Origin of the sequence: Thalassobius sp. MITS945101, from assembly GCF_047123305.1 — a bacterium.
Classification (GTDB): Bacteria; Pseudomonadota; Alphaproteobacteria; order Rhodobacterales; family Rhodobacteraceae; genus Thalassobius.
In genome coordinates this window covers 4,082,273-4,098,318 of record NZ_CP138918.1, presented here as the reverse complement: position 1 = coordinate 4,098,318, position 16,046 = coordinate 4,082,273, and the positions used below count along the sequence as shown (strand labels likewise).

At 59.2% G+C, this 16,046-nt stretch carries 16 protein-coding genes and 1 tRNA gene; 13 read left to right on the top strand and 4 right to left on the bottom strand.

Annotated elements, in window-relative coordinates:
• Nucleotides 1-89: 89 nt before the first annotated feature.
• Nucleotides 90-1,382, bottom strand: a complete 1,293-nt coding sequence (locus SIC14_RS20035; RefSeq protein WP_412563669.1) for a capsule biosynthesis protein — start codon at nucleotides 1,380-1,382, stop codon at nucleotides 90-92.
• 177 nt (nucleotides 1,383-1,559) lie between these two features.
• Here SIC14_RS20035 and SIC14_RS20030 point away from each other — a divergent pair, with 177 nt between their 5' ends.
• From SIC14_RS20030 to SIC14_RS20000, 7 genes are all read left to right on the top strand, one after another.
• Nucleotides 1,560-2,147: a riboflavin synthase gene (locus SIC14_RS20030; RefSeq protein WP_412563668.1), complete on the top strand. Its 588-nt coding sequence runs from the start codon at nucleotides 1,560-1,562 to the stop codon at nucleotides 2,145-2,147.
• Between the two features lie 226 nt (nucleotides 2,148-2,373).
• On the top strand, nucleotides 2,374-3,339 hold the full coding sequence (locus tag SIC14_RS20025) for an MBL fold metallo-hydrolase (protein WP_412563667.1): 966 nt from the start codon (nucleotides 2,374-2,376) through the stop codon (nucleotides 3,337-3,339).
• A gap of 127 nt (nucleotides 3,340-3,466) precedes the next feature.
• Nucleotides 3,467-4,600, top strand: coding sequence for a 3,4-dihydroxy-2-butanone-4-phosphate synthase (gene ribB / locus SIC14_RS20020; RefSeq protein WP_412563666.1), 1,134 nt, complete (start codon nucleotides 3,467-3,469; stop codon nucleotides 4,598-4,600).
• Between the two features lie 14 nt (nucleotides 4,601-4,614).
• Complete coding sequence (locus SIC14_RS20015; RefSeq protein WP_412563665.1) at nucleotides 4,615-5,145, top strand: 6,7-dimethyl-8-ribityllumazine synthase; 531 nt, start codon at nucleotides 4,615-4,617, stop codon at nucleotides 5,143-5,145.
• A 38-nt stretch (nucleotides 5,146-5,183) separates the two neighbouring features.
• Complete coding sequence (gene nusB / locus SIC14_RS20010) at nucleotides 5,184-5,678, top strand: transcription antitermination factor NusB (RefSeq protein ID WP_412563664.1); 495 nt, start codon at nucleotides 5,184-5,186, stop codon at nucleotides 5,676-5,678.
• A 142-nt stretch (nucleotides 5,679-5,820) separates the two neighbouring features.
• Complete coding sequence (locus SIC14_RS20005; RefSeq protein WP_412563663.1) at nucleotides 5,821-6,138, top strand: hypothetical protein; 318 nt, start codon at nucleotides 5,821-5,823, stop codon at nucleotides 6,136-6,138.
• Nucleotides 6,139-6,480: 342 nt separating this feature from the next.
• The gene (locus tag SIC14_RS20000) at nucleotides 6,481-6,951 is read left to right on the top strand and encodes an MmcB family DNA repair protein (RefSeq protein ID WP_412563662.1); all 471 of its coding nucleotides are present in this window, start codon (nucleotides 6,481-6,483) and stop codon (nucleotides 6,949-6,951) included.
• A gap of 102 nt (nucleotides 6,952-7,053) precedes the next feature.
• Here SIC14_RS20000 and SIC14_RS19995 read toward each other — a convergent pair whose 3' ends face one another.
• Entirely contained in the window at nucleotides 7,054-7,239 is a 186-nt protein-coding gene (locus SIC14_RS19995) for a DUF6324 family protein (RefSeq protein ID WP_412563661.1), read from the bottom strand.
• 208 nt (nucleotides 7,240-7,447) lie between these two features.
• Here SIC14_RS19995 and SIC14_RS19990 point away from each other — a divergent pair.
• Nucleotides 7,448-7,524 (top strand) — tRNA-His (locus tag SIC14_RS19990).
• 79 nt (nucleotides 7,525-7,603) lie between these two features.
• On the opposite strand, the gene SIC14_RS19985 is transcribed toward SIC14_RS19990, so the two are convergent.
• Entirely contained in the window at nucleotides 7,604-8,596 is a 993-nt protein-coding gene (locus SIC14_RS19985) for a LacI family DNA-binding transcriptional regulator (protein ID WP_412563660.1), read from the bottom strand.
• Between the two features lie 351 nt (nucleotides 8,597-8,947).
• On the opposite strand from SIC14_RS19985, the gene SIC14_RS19980 reads away from it, so the two are divergent.
• From SIC14_RS19980 to SIC14_RS19960, 5 genes are all read left to right on the top strand, one after another.
• The gene (locus SIC14_RS19980; protein ID WP_412563659.1) at nucleotides 8,948-10,252 is read left to right on the top strand and encodes an extracellular solute-binding protein; all 1,305 of its coding nucleotides are present in this window, start codon (nucleotides 8,948-8,950) and stop codon (nucleotides 10,250-10,252) included.
• Between the two features lie 75 nt (nucleotides 10,253-10,327).
• Nucleotides 10,328-11,209 (top strand): ABC transporter permease subunit, encoded by an 882-nt coding sequence (locus SIC14_RS19975; protein WP_412563658.1) that lies wholly within the window; start codon nucleotides 10,328-10,330, stop codon nucleotides 11,207-11,209.
• Between the two features lie 12 nt (nucleotides 11,210-11,221).
• Entirely contained in the window at nucleotides 11,222-12,124 is a 903-nt protein-coding gene (locus SIC14_RS19970; RefSeq protein WP_412563657.1) for an ABC transporter permease subunit, read from the top strand.
• Between the two features lie 13 nt (nucleotides 12,125-12,137).
• Nucleotides 12,138-13,184, top strand: coding sequence for a sn-glycerol-3-phosphate import ATP-binding protein UgpC (locus tag SIC14_RS19965; protein ID WP_412563656.1), 1,047 nt, complete (start codon nucleotides 12,138-12,140; stop codon nucleotides 13,182-13,184).
• Nucleotides 13,185-13,198: 14 nt separating this feature from the next.
• The gene (locus tag SIC14_RS19960) at nucleotides 13,199-14,209 is read left to right on the top strand and encodes an endonuclease/exonuclease/phosphatase family protein (protein WP_412563655.1); all 1,011 of its coding nucleotides are present in this window, start codon (nucleotides 13,199-13,201) and stop codon (nucleotides 14,207-14,209) included.
• Nucleotides 14,210-14,233: 24 nt separating this feature from the next.
• Here the strand turns inward: SIC14_RS19960 and SIC14_RS19955 are convergent, their stop codons facing one another.
• On the bottom strand, nucleotides 14,234-15,994 hold the full coding sequence (locus SIC14_RS19955; protein WP_412563654.1) for an IclR family transcriptional regulator C-terminal domain-containing protein: 1,761 nt from the start codon (nucleotides 15,992-15,994) through the stop codon (nucleotides 14,234-14,236).
• Nucleotides 15,995-16,046 lie beyond the last annotated feature (52 nt).

Below are 16,046 nucleotides of genomic sequence, written 5' to 3'. Positions count from 1 at the left end.
GTCTCCTCGACCTGTATTGTTCTGCCTCAAGTCTTTTGTCCAACCTATCGGAATCGGACATAAAAATCCAGCGCTAGACCTTGTGTCGGTCAGGTCACCAGACGCAACTGTTGCCGTGGGGCCGCGGTGCCGCTGGCCAGAGCATCATAGGGATCTTCCGGCGAAAGCATCATATCCACCACGTGGCGCAGCAGCTGTTTGCGGCCCCGAGAGGAGTAAAAGCCTCCCGGCAACTGGCTGGTTTCCAACAAGAACCGGCGATAGTCGCGGTAGGCGGGCAGGTCGGGACGGCGGGCGGCCGCAAAGAACTCGGCCACCGGTTGATCCGAGACAAATTCCGGTTTGGAATAGACCGCGTCGCCAAAAACCTTCAGCGGAATGCCACGCCAAAGCACCTGTTGGCCGGCGGTGGAATTCACCGTTACTGCCGTGCGCGCCTCATTCAGCAGCCGCGCTAGTTTACCGCCGCGGACAAAATGCACCCGGCCTGTGACGCCAAATTTTTCGGTCAGGCGGGTGATCTCACGTTTCAGCGGAATGCGGCCGTTTTCCAGCGGGTGGGCCTTGATGACCAGATGGTGGTGGCCGGGGGCGCCTTTGGCAAAACCCTCAATGGTCAGTTCCAGAAACTCGGTCATGGTCTGGAAAGGCGAGTGCATCTGGAACGAGCTGTCGTGTTCCAGTTGCAGCAGCGCGATGTGGTAGGGAAAGCCACCGTTGCGAATGCGGAAGGTCGCCACAGCGCGTTCCAGCATCTGCACCGGGGTCAGCATCAAACGGTTGAAGTAGAGATAGAACTCGCGGCTGACGGGCAGGTCGCGGTGGCGCCGGAAATTGCGATAGTCGCCGTTCCGGAACATTACAAACCAATGATAGAGCGCGCCGTAGAACACATGTTGGCGCATGTCGCCCCAATGGGCGGGGGGCAGGTGGCTGTCCATGTCGCTTTGCGCCAAGGCCTCACGCATGGCCGGCACGTCCAGATCCATCAGGCGGGAATGCCCGTTGGAACCGCCACGTTCATAGGTCACCCAGAACGGGCGCAGGTAGCCCTCTTCGAAGACGTGCACGGTCAGGCCGGCCGCTTTGGCACGGGCCACAGCCTCGGCGTGGATGGGGCGGGTGTCGCCATAAAGGACGATATCGGTCACACCCTTTTCGGCCACGATCCGTTCAAAATGGTCCGGCCAGGCGTCCGGGGTGCCGCGATAGGCGATATAGCTGGGGCGATGGAACCAGAAAGCGCGGTCACCCGCGTTAAAGCCGACACGCCAGACCTCCGCCCCCGCCAGCCGCAGCATTTTGCCCAGCTGGTGGAAGAAGGGGCCATGTGGCCCCTGAAGACACAGGAAAACCCGGTTCGTATGGTCGGTTCTATTCATCACTTGGCGTCTGTTGCGGCTTTGGCGCGGTTCCTATCGCATATTGTTTTGCCAAACCCTAATCCAGTAGGGCGGCAAAAATAAGGCAGCGTCTGTGCATCGCTGCGCCTTGTCCTTCTATTTTTCAACGGCTAACTCTGGGGTTGATTTTAGGACAGCGGTTGGAAGGAGCCTTTCATGTTCACCGGCATCATCACTGATATGGGCGAAATCCTTGAGCTGGAGCAGCGCGGTGATCTGCGTGCGCGCATCGGCACCGCCTATGATATGGCTACGGTTGATATGGGCGCCTCGATCGCCTCGGATGGGGTTTGTCTGACGGTGATCGCCAAGGGTGATGGTTGGTATGACGTTGAGGTTTCGGCCGAGAGCGTGTCGAAAACCAACCTTGGCGACTGGGCCGTGGGCCGGAAGGTCAACCTAGAGCGGGCGCTGAAGGTGGGCGACGAGTTGGGTGGGCATATTGTCAGCGGCCATGTGGACGGTGTGGCGCATCTGGTTGAGATGGTCGAAGAGGGCGACAGCACCCGCATGGTGTTTGAAGCCCCCGAAGCGCTGGCCAAATTCATTGCGCCGAAAGGTTCGGTCACTTTGAACGGCACCTCCCTGACGGTGAATGAAGTGGACGGCTGCCGCTTTGGCATCAACGTGATCCCGCATACCAAAGAGGTCACCACCTGGGGCCGCGTGGCGGTGGGAGATGTGATCAACCTGGAAATCGACACCATGGCCCGCTATGTGGCCCGCCTGCGCGAGTTCGACTGAACGAATTCGATTAAGCAGAGTGGGAAGGGGGCGCTGCCCCCTCTGGGGTCAAAATGGGATTTTGACCCCTTCACCCCCGGGATATTTGGGCCAAGAAGAACCTCTGTCTGCTGCAGTTGAGGGGCGTCTGAGAAATTACGCAGCACCTACAAAACAAAACATTCAAAAATGTTGTTGCGTTGGGGCGACGGCAGGGTATTTTGATTGTCTCGAAGAGGAGCCCTAGATGAGCCTGTTGAAACCCACCCGTCGTGACATTCTGAAACTGGCCGCTGCGGCGCCTGCCTTTGCCCTGCCGGCTGCGGTGCGGGCAGAACTTGGCGCACCCGAGGCGGGCAATCCGGGATATTTCCGCTTTACGCTAGGTGATCTGCGGCTGACCGTACTGTCGGACGGCTATATGGCGCTGCCAACCAGCGGTTTGGGGGTGAACGCCGATCCGAGCGATGTGCAGGCCTTTTTGAAAGCGCATTACCTCAGCCCACTGGATGGCTATTCCCACACCAATCACCTGTTGATCGAAGCCGGGGAGGCTACGGTTCTGGTTGATGTCGGCTCTGGGCACCGGTTCCTCGACACCACGGGGCGGCTGTTGGAAAACATGGAGACCGCGGGGATAGATCCAAACGAGATCACCCATGTGGTCATCACCCATGCGCATCCCGATCACATCTGGGGCATTCGGGACGATTTCGACGAAGCGCTGTTTCCAGACGCGGAATACATCATGGGCGCGGCCGAGCATGGCTATTGGATGCAGGACGATCTGGTCAATCAGGTGGCGGCCAGCGAGCAGCAGTTTGTGCTTGGCGCGGTGAACTCGATCAATTGTGACGGGGTAGAGTGGACCCTGGCGCGTGACGGCCAAGAGATTGTGCCGGGGGTGCGGATGCTGGCAACGCCGGGCCATACGGCCGGCCATATGTCGGTTATGGTCGAAGCTGGCGGCACGCAGCTGATCGCGCTGGGCGATGCGATGACCCATGGCTGGATGAGCTTCCGCCGACCCGATTGGTTCAACGGCTTTGATGCCGATGGGGCGCAGACTGTGGCCACCCGCAAGCGGCTCTTGGACATGTGCAGCGCCGACCGGATTGCGGTTCTGGGCTATCACTTCCCATTTCCCGGCGTTGGTCATGTGCTGCGCGAAGAGGACACCTACAGCTTTGTGCCAGCGCTCTGGCAGTTCTAGAACGCCAGCCCCCCGGCACGCAGGGAGCTCTGCGGTGTCGCACAACAGCTGTGAGACGCCGCGTTGCCTCTGGCAATCAAGGGGGCACTAGGGTATCTGGCAGGGGACCATTGATAAGGGAAGTCCCATGCCCGAAAGCTCTGCCTTTGACACGCCCGGCCCCGTAGAGGCCGGTCTGCGCGCCGCCATCAGCCCCATCGAAGACATCATTGCCGACGCCCGCGCGGGCAAGATGTATATCCTCGTTGATCACGAGGACCGTGAGAATGAGGGCGACCTGATCATCCCGGCGGAATTTGCCGATGCGGCGGCGATCAACTTTATGGCCACTCATGGGCGCGGGCTGATCTGTCTGCCGATGACCGCCGATCGGGTGGATTTTCTGGGGCTGCCGATGATGGCAGTGAACAATTCCTCGCGTCACGAAACCGCCTTCACCGTGTCGATCGAGGCGCGCGAAGGGGTGTCCACCGGGATTTCCGCTGCGGATCGGGCGCTGACCATTGCAACCGCGATCAACGAACAGAACACCATGGCAGCGATTGCCACCCCCGGCCATGTCTTCCCGCTGCGTGCCAAGCGCGGCGGCGTGCTGGTGCGCGCCGGCCATACCGAGGCATCGGTTGATATCTCGCGTCTGGCGGGGCTGAACCCGTCGGCGGTGATCTGTGAGATCATGAAAGAAGACGGCACCATGGCGCGCCTGCCCGATCTGGTTGAGTTTGCCAAAGCGCACGACATGAAGATCGGCACCATCAGTGACCTGATCAAATACCGCTCGAAGAATGACAACCTTGTGGTGGAAACCAGCCGCGAGACCGTGCAGTCCGAATTTGGTGGCGACTGGGAAATGCGGATCTTCACCGACCAGACACATGGCGTTGAGCATGTGATGATGATCAAAGGGGACATCACCGATGGCGCGCCGGTTCTGACCCGTACTCATGCGTTGCATGAGGCGACCGATATCCTCGGCCTGGGTCCGAAACCAGCGGACGAACTGCCTCGGGCGATGCAGATCATTGCCGAGGAAGGCCGGGGTGTGGTCTGCCTGTTCCGCCAGCCCCGTCATGCGCTTTATGCCCATGAAGAGGAAGGGGTGAAGACGATCAAACAGATCGGTCTTGGCGCTCAAATGCTGTCCAAGATCGGGCTCAGCCAGCTGATCCTGCTGACCGACAGCCCGCGCACCAAATATGTAGGCCTTGATGCCTATGACATTGAAATTGTGGGCACTCGCCCGATTTTGTCCCAATCCTGACGGAGGATCGCCCCATGGCCGGACATGAGCAGCACTATATTCTGCCCCGCCCCGAATTCAGCAAGCCGGTGAAACTCGCCATTGTGGTTTCGCCTTATTACAAGGACATCGCTGACAATCTTGTTGCCGGTGCCGTGGCCGAGATCGAGGCCGTTGGCGGCTCCCATGAGGTGATCGAAGTGCCCGGCGCGTTGGAAATTCCAACCGCAATCGGCATCGCCGAGCGGATGAGCAATTTCGACGGCTACGTGGCGCTGGGCTGTGTGATCCGTGGTGAGACCACGCATTATGAAACGGTATGCAACGACAGCAGCCGCGCCATCCAGATGCTGGGGCTGCAAGGCTTGTGCATCGGCAATGGTATTCTGACCGTGGAAAACCGCCGTCAGGCAGAGGTGCGCGCTGATGTAGCGGATCAGAACAAAGGTGGTGGCGCGGCGGCTGCGGCCTTGCACCTGATCGCATTGGCCCGTAAATGGGGCGATCAGCGCAAAGGCGTGGGATTCGTTCCCGCCGATGAAATCCAGCTGGCAGGCAAGGCATAGCCCCACCCCGCCAGGGTATCTTTAGGACTGCGAACCGCATGAGCACCGGCCACGAAGAAGAGCGTAAATCGCTTTCGAACAACCAGAAGCGCAAGATGAAATCTGCGTCGCGGCTTTATGCCGTGCAGGCGCTGTATCAGATGGAGGTCAGCGATCAGATTGCTGATCAGGTCATTCTGGAGTTTCTGGATCACCGTTTCGGCGCTGTTGTCGAGGATGTGGAATGGCTGGAAGGCGACACCAAACTGTTCAAACAGCTGGTGAAAGAAGCGGTGAACTGGCAGGCCAAGGTGGACCAGATGACGGACCGTGCTCTGGTTGCGAAATGGCCGCTGGGCCGGATCGATTCGACCCTGCGGGCGCTGTTCCGCGCCGCCGGAGCCGAGCTGACCCAGTCGGAAACCCCGCCGAAGGTGGTGATCACCGAATATGTTGATGTAGCCCGCGCTTTCTTCCCAGAGGGCAAGGAGCCGAAGTTTGTCAACGCTGTGCTGGACCATATGGCGCGGGAGGCCAAGCCTGAAGCGTTCTGATCTGCAAAGTGCAGCAGTGAGAATTTGGACCCGCGGCATATCGTCAGGATAGGCCGCGGGTTTTCTTTTGCCCTTGAAGCTTAGCCGCAAAGACTTAGCGTTTTCCTAACGCCGGACCCGAGACCGTATCAGGAGCGCTGCCATGCCAAAACTCATCCGCCTCTACATCACCAACGTATTGATCGGCTTTGCAATTGCCGCTGCCTTTGTGGCGATGCTTTTGTGGTTCAACGCGGCGAACCTCTGGGGTTTGATCGCCACCTCGGACGTGGGGCTCTTGGCCGTTTTCCTGCTGTGGTTCTCCAATGGGATTGTGTTTGCCGGGGTGCAGTTTGCCATCGCCGTCATGGGGCTGAAACAAGACGAACCCAAAGGCGGCAGAGGTCGGCCTGTGCACGTCGACTTTACCCGTCCTGTTCGCATCCGCCAAGAAGCCAAAACGCCTCGCAAAGGGTTGTAAGTGCGCCGAAATTTACGACAAGACAGGCGCCCCAGCGGCGCTTTTTTGTACCAGAATGCGGGTGGAGTGGCGGGCCCGCAGCAACCGTCTGGTAATCTCATTCCCGAGGACCTGTGTGTACAGGTGGGCGCCAGGTAACTAGACCAGGATCCAAACAGAGCCAGCTCCCTCGGAATTGCTTAAGGCCACCGGAATGCTACCGTATGACGCGAAGAGCAGCACCCGCCGAGGTGTTAGATAGGCGCTGGCGGGCAGCGCGGCAAGCCTCTCCTTTGTATAATTCTGTCAGACGGGCAGTTCTGCAGCGTACGGCAATTCAAGAACTTGCGTTTTGTTCATGATATGTTCATTCTTTTAGGTATGAATGACGGTGTAACGAATCCAATGGATCAGATGCAGCCTGGGCAGCTGTTGGCGCGTGGCGTGGCACGGGCACTGTTGAGCTATGGGTTTGTGTCGGTAGAGGAGTTTGTTCCCACCCGCGGGCTGCGGGTGGATGTGATGGGGTTGGGCCCCAAAGGTGAATTATGGGTGTTTGAATGCAAATCCAGCCGGGCGGATTTTCAATCGGACAGCAAGTGGCAGGGTTATCTGGACTATTGCGACCGCTACTTTTGGGCAGTGGATGCGGATTTTCCGACCGAACTGCTGCCTGAGGGCACCGGCCTGATGGTTGCTGACGCTTACGGCGGGGAAATTATTCGCATGGGGCCTGAGGACAAACTGGCCGCTGCTCGGCGCAAGAAGCTGACACATAAGTTTGCGTCAGATGCGGCGCGGCGGCTGCACAGCTATCGCGATCCCCGATTGTGATGATGTTTTAAACATGACAGCCTGAGACGCACATAATGCTGCCGTAAACGCGGAGGTCCACTCACCCAGATGATAAGTCGGCAGTCCCGGAACCGTCGGAATTTATTTAACGGTGCGGGCCGCGGCGGCGGCGGCGCGAATCTCTTCGGCAATCTCTTCCGCTTCTTCAGGCGAAAAATCCATCGGGATTTCCAGTTCTCCGGCGTCAATGAACAGACGCACCATACCATGATCGGTTGGACCGATTTGCAGGTTGGCTTCGAGGTCTCGTTCGGTGTTGATGCCCATGTCCGGCTCTCCTTTGTTCGGGTGATTTCAGCTAGCGGTTTGTGACCGATTTGGCAAGATTGCTGACTAGCAAGCTGCGGATCTGGGAACGGGGGCCTTGTTTCTATAGTCTCATGGAAAGCGCTCAAATCGTGGAGACAGAATCCTGAAAAATATCCATGCAACAGGCTTGCATTCCCTCGTTGGGGGCTGTAAATCGCCCCTCAGTGCCGCCTTAGCTCAGTAGGTTAGAGCGCTGGATTGTGGATCCAGAGGTCCCCCGTTCGAGCCGGGGAGGCGGTACCATCTACCACCAAAAAGATACAACGCCCGCTGTCCCTGCGCAGCGTTTTAGGCGTCGTTTCCTGTGCCAATATGCGCGCGCTCAATGAGTGCTGCGCAACACCAATTCAGGCTCCAACCGGCTGATTTCCCCGGGTTTATCCGGGTTGGACAGCCGTGATTCCAGCAGGCGCAGGATCTCAAACACCGTGGCGTCCTGAGGGTTGCGCACTGTTGTCAGATCAAAATCCGGCCAGGCGGCCATTGCGATGTCGTCAAATCCAACAACTGAAACATCTTCGGGCACATCCAGATCGGTCTGGTGGCGCAGGTAGGACAGGGCCCCCATTGCCATCGCGTCGTTGCCGCAGACCAGAGCGTCGATTTCGGTCTCGGCCAGAATGCTGGCAATCGCGTCGGCGCCGCCCTCAAAACTATAGTCCGCATTGCGCACGGCCAACAGATCCAGACCCTCTTGCGCCAGCCGGTCGCTGACGCCGGTTTGCCGTTCCTGCGCCGAGTTCCAGCCTGCTGGACCGCCAATAAAGGCAAACTTGCGTCGCCCCTTTTTCAGCAGCATGTCGGTGGCCAGTTCCGTGCCGCGATGGTTGCCGGTGTAGACACAATCGATCCGCGGAGCCTCCAGCACGCGGCCGGAAAGAATCACGGGAATGTTCAGCTTGGAGCAGTTTTCAATCACCGCCGGCCCGACCGATCCGCCGCGAACGATCAGCGCATCCAACGGGTAGTGCAACACCGAGAACACATCCTGTTCGGTGTCGGCCCCATTGCCGCCCAGCACAATCGGCCACTTGTCGGCGGCGTTGAGTTCGGCCACCAAACGGACAATCCACTCGCCATCGTAGGGGTTGGAGCGTTTGCCCGAAACCACCCCCACCAGATTGGTGCGCGCGCCCTGTAGACTGGCGGCTAAGGCATTGGGACGATAGCCTAATTTGAAGGCGGCTGCCAGAACACGTTCCTTCTTGTCGGCGTCCAGATAGGCCCCGGGTGTGAAGGCGCGCGACACCGCCGAGCGCGACACCCCGGCCGCCTCGGCCACATCCGCCGCGGTCACTCGTTTTAGTCTTTGCACAGGGGCACCCTTTCGCCTGACGTTCGCGGCACCATAGTCGCCACACCCTTCTGCGAGAAGGGATTTTTGCGCAGAAATTTTTTCTGCCTGTCACATAGCAGTTATGTTTTGACAGTATATGAACACGTGTGCAGTTATGAGGCGACTCGTAAGGAGTTCTCGGATTCGGCGCAAAGATGCTATGGTGGCCTATCCACCATACGTTTTTGTACCTGTCCGGTGTTTCGGGAGGGCGGCTTTTGCCGCAGTGGCCCGCCTTGGTGGCGCCGCATAACAACAACCGCTTCACGTGAGGTGACGCGGGCACAGGGAAACATATAGGGGGCGTTTTGCCCCGATTGGGAGAGAATGATGACGTTCTTCAAAACCGCAGGCCTCGGCGTTGCGCTGAGCTTTTCGGCCGGTGTGGCCTTTGCAGAGACCGAGATCACCTGGTGGCACGCAATGGGCGGCCAGCTGGGCGAGACCGTGAACCAGATCGCGGCTGATTTTAACGCCAGCCAGTCGGACTACAAAATTACGCCGGTCTACAAAGGCTCCTACGAAGAGACCCTGACCGCCGGTATCGCCGCTTTCCGTGCCGGTGAGCAGCCGAACGTGATGCAGGTGTTTGACGCCGGTGCCGCCACTGTGATCGGTGCCAAAGGCGCCACCATTCCGGTGCAGGATCTGCTGGCCGACAACGGTGTTGCGTTTGACATCAACGACTACATCGCGGGCGTGCGTTACTTCTACGCCGACGCCGATGGCAAGATGATCGGCATGCCGTTCAACTCCTCGACCCCGATCATGTATTTCAACGCGGACGCGCTGGCCAAAGCCGGTGTTGAAGCGCCGAAAACCTGGGAAGAGTTCCAGTCGGTCACTGCACCGGCCCTGAAAGACGCGGGCTACATTCCGCTGTCGCAGTCGCACCTGCCGTGGATCTTCACCGAAAACTTCATGTCGCGCCACAACCTGCCGTTTGCCACCAACGACAACGGCTATACCGGCACCGACACCAAGATCCTGGTGAACAACGACGCGATCAAAGCCCACTTCACCGCCGTGAACGACTGGAAAGAAAACGGTCTGTTTGAATGGTACGGCACCGGCTGGGGTGACAACGCCAAGCCGTTCGAAGAGGGCAAGGTTGCCATGTGGCTGGGGTCCTCCGGTTCGTTTGGTGGTCTGGTCAAGAAGGACCTGGGCTTTGAATTCTCCGCAACCATGCTGCCCTATTGGGAAGGTGTGACCAAAGAGCCGACCCAGACCTTCATCGGTGGTGCTGCGCTGTTTGCAATGGCTGGTCACGATGCGGCTGAGAACAAGGCAACTGCCGAATTCTTCAAGTTCCTGACTTCGGCCTCGACCCAGTACTTCTGGCACAAAGAAACCGGTTACGTGCCGATCACCGAAGCCGCCTATGGCGTGGCACAGGAAGATGGCCACTACACCCGTTTCCCCGCCGCGGAAATCGGCATCCAGCAGCTGTCGCTGCCGGGTGGTGACAACACCAAAGGCTACCGCATGGGCTTCTACGTGCAGATCCGTGACGTGATGAACCGTGAGTACGGCCGCATCCTGACCGGTGAAACCTCGGTCGAAGACGCCTTCAACGCGATCGAAGCCGAAGCCAACAAACTGCTGGCCCGCTTCGCCAAGACCCAGGGCTAAACGCCTGAAACCTAAAGGGAACGGCTGCTGCTAAACGCAGTGGCCGTTCCGCCTTTTCAAGAGACCGAGACCCATATGAAACGCGCCGGCTTCGCTAATCCCTGGCTGCCCATCCTCCTCTTGGTGCCGCAGCTGTCCATCATCGCAGTGTTCTTCTACTGGCCCGCAGGCTACGCGATCCAGTCGTCCTTCTTCCTTCAGGATCCGTTTGGCTTTGGCTCGACCTTTGTCGGGACGGACAATTACACCGACCTTCTGGGGGCTTCTGAGTACCGCAAGGTGGCCTGGTTCACTGTGATCTTCACCCTTCTGGTGACCTTCTTTTCGCTGTCGATCTCGCTGCTGCTGGCAGTGAAGGCCGACAATATCCTGCGCGGGGCCAAGACCTATCGCACCCTGCTGATGTGGGTCTACGCCATTGCGCCACCGGTTGCGGGTTTCATCGGGATCATGATGTTTGACCAGTCCACCGGCCCGATCACCGACTTCTTCAAGTCGCTGGGCTGGGATTTCAAGCTGGGTGTGAACTACGTGGACACAGCAACAGCGATGATCATTGTGTCGGTCTGGAAACAGGTGCCGGTGAATTTTATCTTCTTCCTGTCCGGTTTGCAGTCCATTCCGCGCTCGGTGCGCGAGGCGGCGTTGATTGACAACCGTTCCGGCTTCCGCCGCTTCTGGGATGTGACCTTCCCGCTGTTGGCGCCGACTGGGTTCTTCCTGCTGATCATCAACATCACCTATTCGCTGTTTGACACCTTTGGTGTGGTCGACACGCTGGTGAAAGGTGAGCCGGGCAACAATCCGATGACACTTGTTTACAAAGTCTATGTTGACGGATTCCGCGGCAACGATCTGGGCGGCTCTTCGGCGCAATCGGTGATCCTGATGGTGCTGGTTCTGGCGCTGACCGTGTTCCAGTTCCGTCTGCTGGAACGCCGGATCCACTATACCTGAGGGGGATGACCTATGACTGACATGACCACAGACACCCCCATCGCCACCACGCCGCAGGTGCCGAAGAAACGCATCAAGTGGAACGTTGTGACCGATCACGCGGTGCTGATCCTCGGCTCGCTCTTCATGCTGTTGCCAGTGGTGCTGGCTTTCACCACGGCCAGTCATGATGCGGTGACCATTCACCGCGAAGGCCTGCAGTTGAAGATGGGGGACCAGCTGGGCACCAACTTCCGGCTTGCGATGTTTGAGAAGGGTGGCTTCACCGAAACCGTTGACGGCATGAAGATGCTGACCAACTCCTTCATCCTGGGCATTGGCTTTGCCGTGGGCAAGATCATCATCGGGATGATGGCAGCCTATGCAATTGTCTATTTCCGGCTGAAGTTCGCAACCTTCGCCTTTTGGATCATCTTCACCACGCTGCTGCTGCCGTTGGAAGTGCGCATCCTGCCGTCCTATGAGGTGATCCAGGGTCTGGGCCTGACCAACACCTATACCGGCCTGATTGTGCCCCTGATTGCCTCGGCCACAGCGACGTTCTTTTTCCGGCAGTACTTCCGGTCTGTGCCGGAAGAGCTGGTCGAAGCCTCACGCATTGATGGCGCCGGTCCGGTGAAATTCTTTGTCGACATTCTGGTGCCGCTGTCGCGCACCATGATTGCGGCAATGTTCATCATCATGTTCGTTTACGGGTGGAACCAGTATCTCTGGCCAACCCTCATCACCACCGAGGAAGGTTTCTTCACTCTGGTGCGTGGCATCAAACAAATCGTGATCTCCTACACCGACGCCGCCATCCCGGAACATGGGCAGGCGCTGGCACTGGCCTTTGTGGCCATCGTGCCGCCGGTCCTCGTGGTGATCTTCTTCCAGAACTGGTTCGTGAAGGGCCTGACGGAATCCGACAAATAAGGAACGCAAGACTATGGCAAAAGTAACCCTGGAGCAGATCCACAAGGTCTATCCCAACGGTTTTGAAGCCGTCACCCCCAGCTCTTTCGATATCCCCGACGGGGAGTTCGTGGTGCTGGTGGGCCCTTCGGGCTGTGGCAAGTCCACGCTCCTGCGGATGATCGCAGGGCTGGAGGACATCAGCTCGGGCAACCTCTCCATTGGCGACCGCGTGGTCAATGACGTGGATCCGGCCGACCGCAACATTGCGATGGTGTTTCAGAACTACGCACTTTATCCGCATATGACTGTAGCCAAGAACATGGGCTACGGGCTGAAGAACCGTGGCGTCTCCAAAGAGGAGATCGCCAAGAAGGTGCAGGAAGCGGCAGAGATGCTGGACCTGACCAAATACCTCGACCGCCGGCCCAGTCAGTTGTCGGGTGGTCAGCGTCAGCGGGTGGCAATGGGCCGCGCAATTGTGCGCAACCCTGATCTGTTCCTGTTTGACGAACCGCTGTCGAACCTCGACGCCAAGCTGCGCAACCAGATGCGCATCGAAATCCGCGCGCTGCAGCGCCGTCTTGGGGTCACCGCGATCTATGTGACCCACGATCAGGTGGAAGCCATGACGATGGCCGACCGCATCATCGTGTTGAACGAAGGCCGTATCGAGCAGATCGGCACCCCGACCGAGATCTATGAAAACCCGGCCTCGACCTTTGTGGCAGGTTTCATGGGCGCACCGCCGATGAACCTGCTGAAGGCGACGGTCAATGGTTCGGGCACTGCCAAGGTCACAGACGGGCTGGAGTTTGACGCCCCGGTGACCGCCGAAGGGGACGTTCTGGTGGGCATTCGCCCTGAAGATCTGGAACCGGCGGAAGACGGCGCGTTGCAGATGGATGTGCAGATCGTGGAAGAACTGGGCGCCAACCGGCTGCTGCATGGTCTGATGGGCGGGCAGGCGTTCTCGGTCTCGGTTCCGAAACAGCAGGCCGCGCAGGCGGGTGAAGTGCGGTTGCGGATGAAATCCGGCGCAACCCATTTCTTCAATCCTGGCACAGGGCGTCGCCTGTAATCCGGCCGATCGATATGTCTGAAAAAACACCGCTTTATGACCAGCTGCCCTTGGTGACAGAGGAACAGCTGGCCATGATCCAGGCGGCGGAGCGGACGCCGGAGGCGCATCACGCGCTTCTGGCGGCTTTGCCTGCCATGCAGGGGCTGGAAGTGGGCGGCAAAGGGTCCCTTGACGCTTTGCCTGCCGACTACCGTGTCGCCGCCTGGAACCTTGAACGCTGCCTGTTCCCGCAGAAAACGGCCGAGCATTTGGCGCCTTATGCGCCTTCGGTTCTGTTGCTGAGTGAGATGGACAACGGTATGGCTCGTGCCGGGCAGGCCAATACCACCGCTGAAATCGCCGCTGCGATGGGGATGCACTATGCCTATGGGGTCGAGTTCTACGAGATGGATCTTGGCGGCCCAACCGAGCGCGCCTTCTGTAAGGATGATTTCAACGCTCGGGGATTTCATGGCAACGCCATCCTGTCCAAAGCCCCGTTTGAGAAACTTGCCCTGATCCGGTTGGATCAGGACGGCCATTGGTTCCTGACCGGCGCAGGCTCGGCCGGGGATCCGCAACAGCCCCGCATGGGCGGGCGAATGGCCGTGGCCGCGGTGATCGCCACGGCACATGGGCCGGTGTGCTTTGTCTCGACCCATCTGGAAAGCAACGCGGACGCGGCTTACCGCGAACGGGAGTTTGACAAGCTGATGGACGCGGCAGAGGCTTTTGCACCGGGGCTGCCGGTGATGATTGGCGGCGACCTGAACACCGGCAACCACCTGCCACCAGAGTTTGACTGGCGCGAGGAAACCCTGTTTGCCCGCGCAGAGGCGCGCGGCTACAGCTGGGCAATGACACCGGACGGGGTGACCACCCGCGCCAGCCTCATCACGCCCCATCAAAGCCGCAAGATGAAACTTGACTGGTTCGCGGCCCGCGACATGCGGGCGGGTGAGGGGCTGTTGTTGTCCTCTGTTGCGTCAGACGATGTGCCGCTGTCAGACCACGACGCGGTGCTGTGCCGCGTTACTGGGTAAGCCAGGCGGCCAAAACCAGGACGCTCAGTCGTTGAAATGAATGCAGAACGCCTGCCCGCTCAGGGGGGCGTTCTCCAACACTTCCTCCCCAAGGCCAGCCCGATGAGAGGTCACCATCAGCGTCTTCATCTCAGGCCCGCCAAAGTGCAGACCCGTCGGCTGCGGGATCGGCAGGTTGTAGCGGGCGAGGATCTGGCCGTTCAGGTTCAGTTTGGCCATGCCCCAGCCATCCGCAAAGGCCACCCAGAGGTTCCACTTGGCGTCAATTGCCAAAGCACAGGGACGACCGGTGGCTTTTGAGAACTGGCAGATCTGTTTCAGATGGCGGGTTATCAGGTTGTAGGACTGAATCACACCCTGTTCTGGGAAACCCAAATAGATCGAACCGGTTACGGCACAATAGGCCATGCAGCCGATGCCACGTGGCAGCACGGCATGGTCGCTGGACTGCCCGTCGAGGGTGATGTTGACCAGCACCTTTTCACCATGCCGGTCCGCAACCGCCCAGATGTCATTGGCCGTGCCTGGCACCGCGGATTGGATCGAGGTATCCAACAGGCTGGTTTTGCCGGTCGATAGGTTGATCAGTTTGCTTTCGGTCAGGGCCACGATCTGATCGCCGGAGGTGTTCACCAGCGTTTTGATCGGGGTGTCGAATTTGCGCAGGATTTTCGGCGCTTCGCCTTCATTGGCGGACCAGATCGCATTGGCCTCCAGATCAAGCCAGATAAAGGCGCGGCGCTCTTTCGACCATTTGGGCGAGCTGACTTCGCGCACCGGCGTCGGGCTAAGGCAGGTGATCCGTGGCGGGTTCACCGGGGTCAGATCTGCGCGGGTCAGCCGTTCGGTGATCCGACGGGCAGCGGCCTTCACTGCTTCGATCAAGGCAGGCACGCGGGCGGGGGTGACCCGGAAGGACGGGCCCGATAGCGCGATGGCGCCCACCACGGTGCCGCTGCCGTCAAAGATCGGCGCGGCAATGGCGCGGCGGCCCTCGACCAGCTCTTCATTGGTGATGGCGTACCCACGGCGACGGGTCTCGTTCAACTCATGTTCCAGCTCGGTCCGGTTCTGGATTGTGTGCGCTGTGCGCGCCGGCAGCGGTTCGTTCAAAAACGTGCGCAAGCGGTCCTGTGGGAAATAGGCGGCGAAAACCTTGCCAGTGCTGGAGCAATGATAGGGGTAGGTGGATCCCAGACGATCGCCCATCCGGATTGGATGGTTGCTGAGGGCATGGCCCATGTTCAGGGACTGTTTGCCATCGTCCACGGCGATCACGGCGGTTTCGCCAGACAGGTCGCGCAGTTGGCCCAGCTCGGGCTGGGCAACCAGTGCCAGGTTGCGCGTGCGCAGCATGTCCAGCACGCTCTGCAGAACCGAGAAGCTCAGCTGATAGGTTTTGGTGGCTTTCTCATAGCGCAGCGCGTCCTGCGCCATCATGCGCTCAAGCGTTTTGTCCAACACTTCAGGGCTGGTGTCGATCCGGTCCTGCAGTTCATCACGACGCAGCCCTTCAGGTTTCAGCCGAAGGGTGGTTAATACATGAAGAGCGCACCCGATCGGGTCCGCTAAATTGGAGTCGCTGACGGGCGTAGCCCGTTCCGGGTCGGTCATTTCGGCCTCGGTCTGGCGGTCTTTCTTGGGGACGGCACGCTGGAGTGAGTGGGGCTGCGCGCCGAACGTCTTGTCTTTCGGATAGCTTAGCCGTGGTTCGCGTTGCATTTCAATGCCCGGAAATGGTTGTTTCTCAACAGGAAGTTCATCAGTGTGGCCATCGAGTAGCATTTCGGTCTCCGGACGTAGGGCCAATCCGGGATTGGGCCACGTTTTGCTGTGC

What these genes read in the sequence shown, in the direction of transcription:
- SIC14_RS20035 (WP_412563669.1), bottom strand. Translation starts at nt 1,382, where the DNA reads ATGAATAGAACCGACCATACGAACCGGGTTTTCCTGTGTCTTCAGGGG.
- SIC14_RS20030 (WP_412563668.1), top strand. Translation starts at nt 1,560, where the DNA reads ATGTTCACCGGCATCATCACTGATATGGGCGAAATCCTTGAGCTGGAG.
- SIC14_RS20025 (WP_412563667.1), top strand. Translation starts at nt 2,374, where the DNA reads ATGAGCCTGTTGAAACCCACCCGTCGTGACATTCTGAAACTGGCCGCT.
- ribB (WP_412563666.1), top strand. Translation starts at nt 3,467, where the DNA reads ATGCCCGAAAGCTCTGCCTTTGACACGCCCGGCCCCGTAGAGGCCGGT.
- SIC14_RS20015 (WP_412563665.1), top strand. Translation starts at nt 4,615, where the DNA reads ATGGCCGGACATGAGCAGCACTATATTCTGCCCCGCCCCGAATTCAGC.
- nusB (WP_412563664.1), top strand. Translation starts at nt 5,184, where the DNA reads ATGAGCACCGGCCACGAAGAAGAGCGTAAATCGCTTTCGAACAACCAG.
- SIC14_RS20005 (WP_412563663.1), top strand. Translation starts at nt 5,821, where the DNA reads ATGCCAAAACTCATCCGCCTCTACATCACCAACGTATTGATCGGCTTT.
- SIC14_RS20000 (WP_412563662.1), top strand. Translation starts at nt 6,481, where the DNA reads ATGTTCATTCTTTTAGGTATGAATGACGGTGTAACGAATCCAATGGAT.
- SIC14_RS19995 (WP_412563661.1), bottom strand. Translation starts at nt 7,239, where the DNA reads ATGGGCATCAACACCGAACGAGACCTCGAAGCCAACCTGCAAATCGGT.
- SIC14_RS19980 (WP_412563659.1), top strand. Translation starts at nt 8,948, where the DNA reads ATGACGTTCTTCAAAACCGCAGGCCTCGGCGTTGCGCTGAGCTTTTCG.
- SIC14_RS19975 (WP_412563658.1), top strand. Translation starts at nt 10,328, where the DNA reads ATGAAACGCGCCGGCTTCGCTAATCCCTGGCTGCCCATCCTCCTCTTG.
- SIC14_RS19970 (WP_412563657.1), top strand. Translation starts at nt 11,222, where the DNA reads ATGACTGACATGACCACAGACACCCCCATCGCCACCACGCCGCAGGTG.
- SIC14_RS19965 (WP_412563656.1), top strand. Translation starts at nt 12,138, where the DNA reads ATGGCAAAAGTAACCCTGGAGCAGATCCACAAGGTCTATCCCAACGGT.
- SIC14_RS19960 (WP_412563655.1), top strand. Translation starts at nt 13,199, where the DNA reads ATGTCTGAAAAAACACCGCTTTATGACCAGCTGCCCTTGGTGACAGAG.
- SIC14_RS19955 (WP_412563654.1), bottom strand. Translation starts at nt 15,994, where the DNA reads ATGCTACTCGATGGCCACACTGATGAACTTCCTGTTGAGAAACAACCA.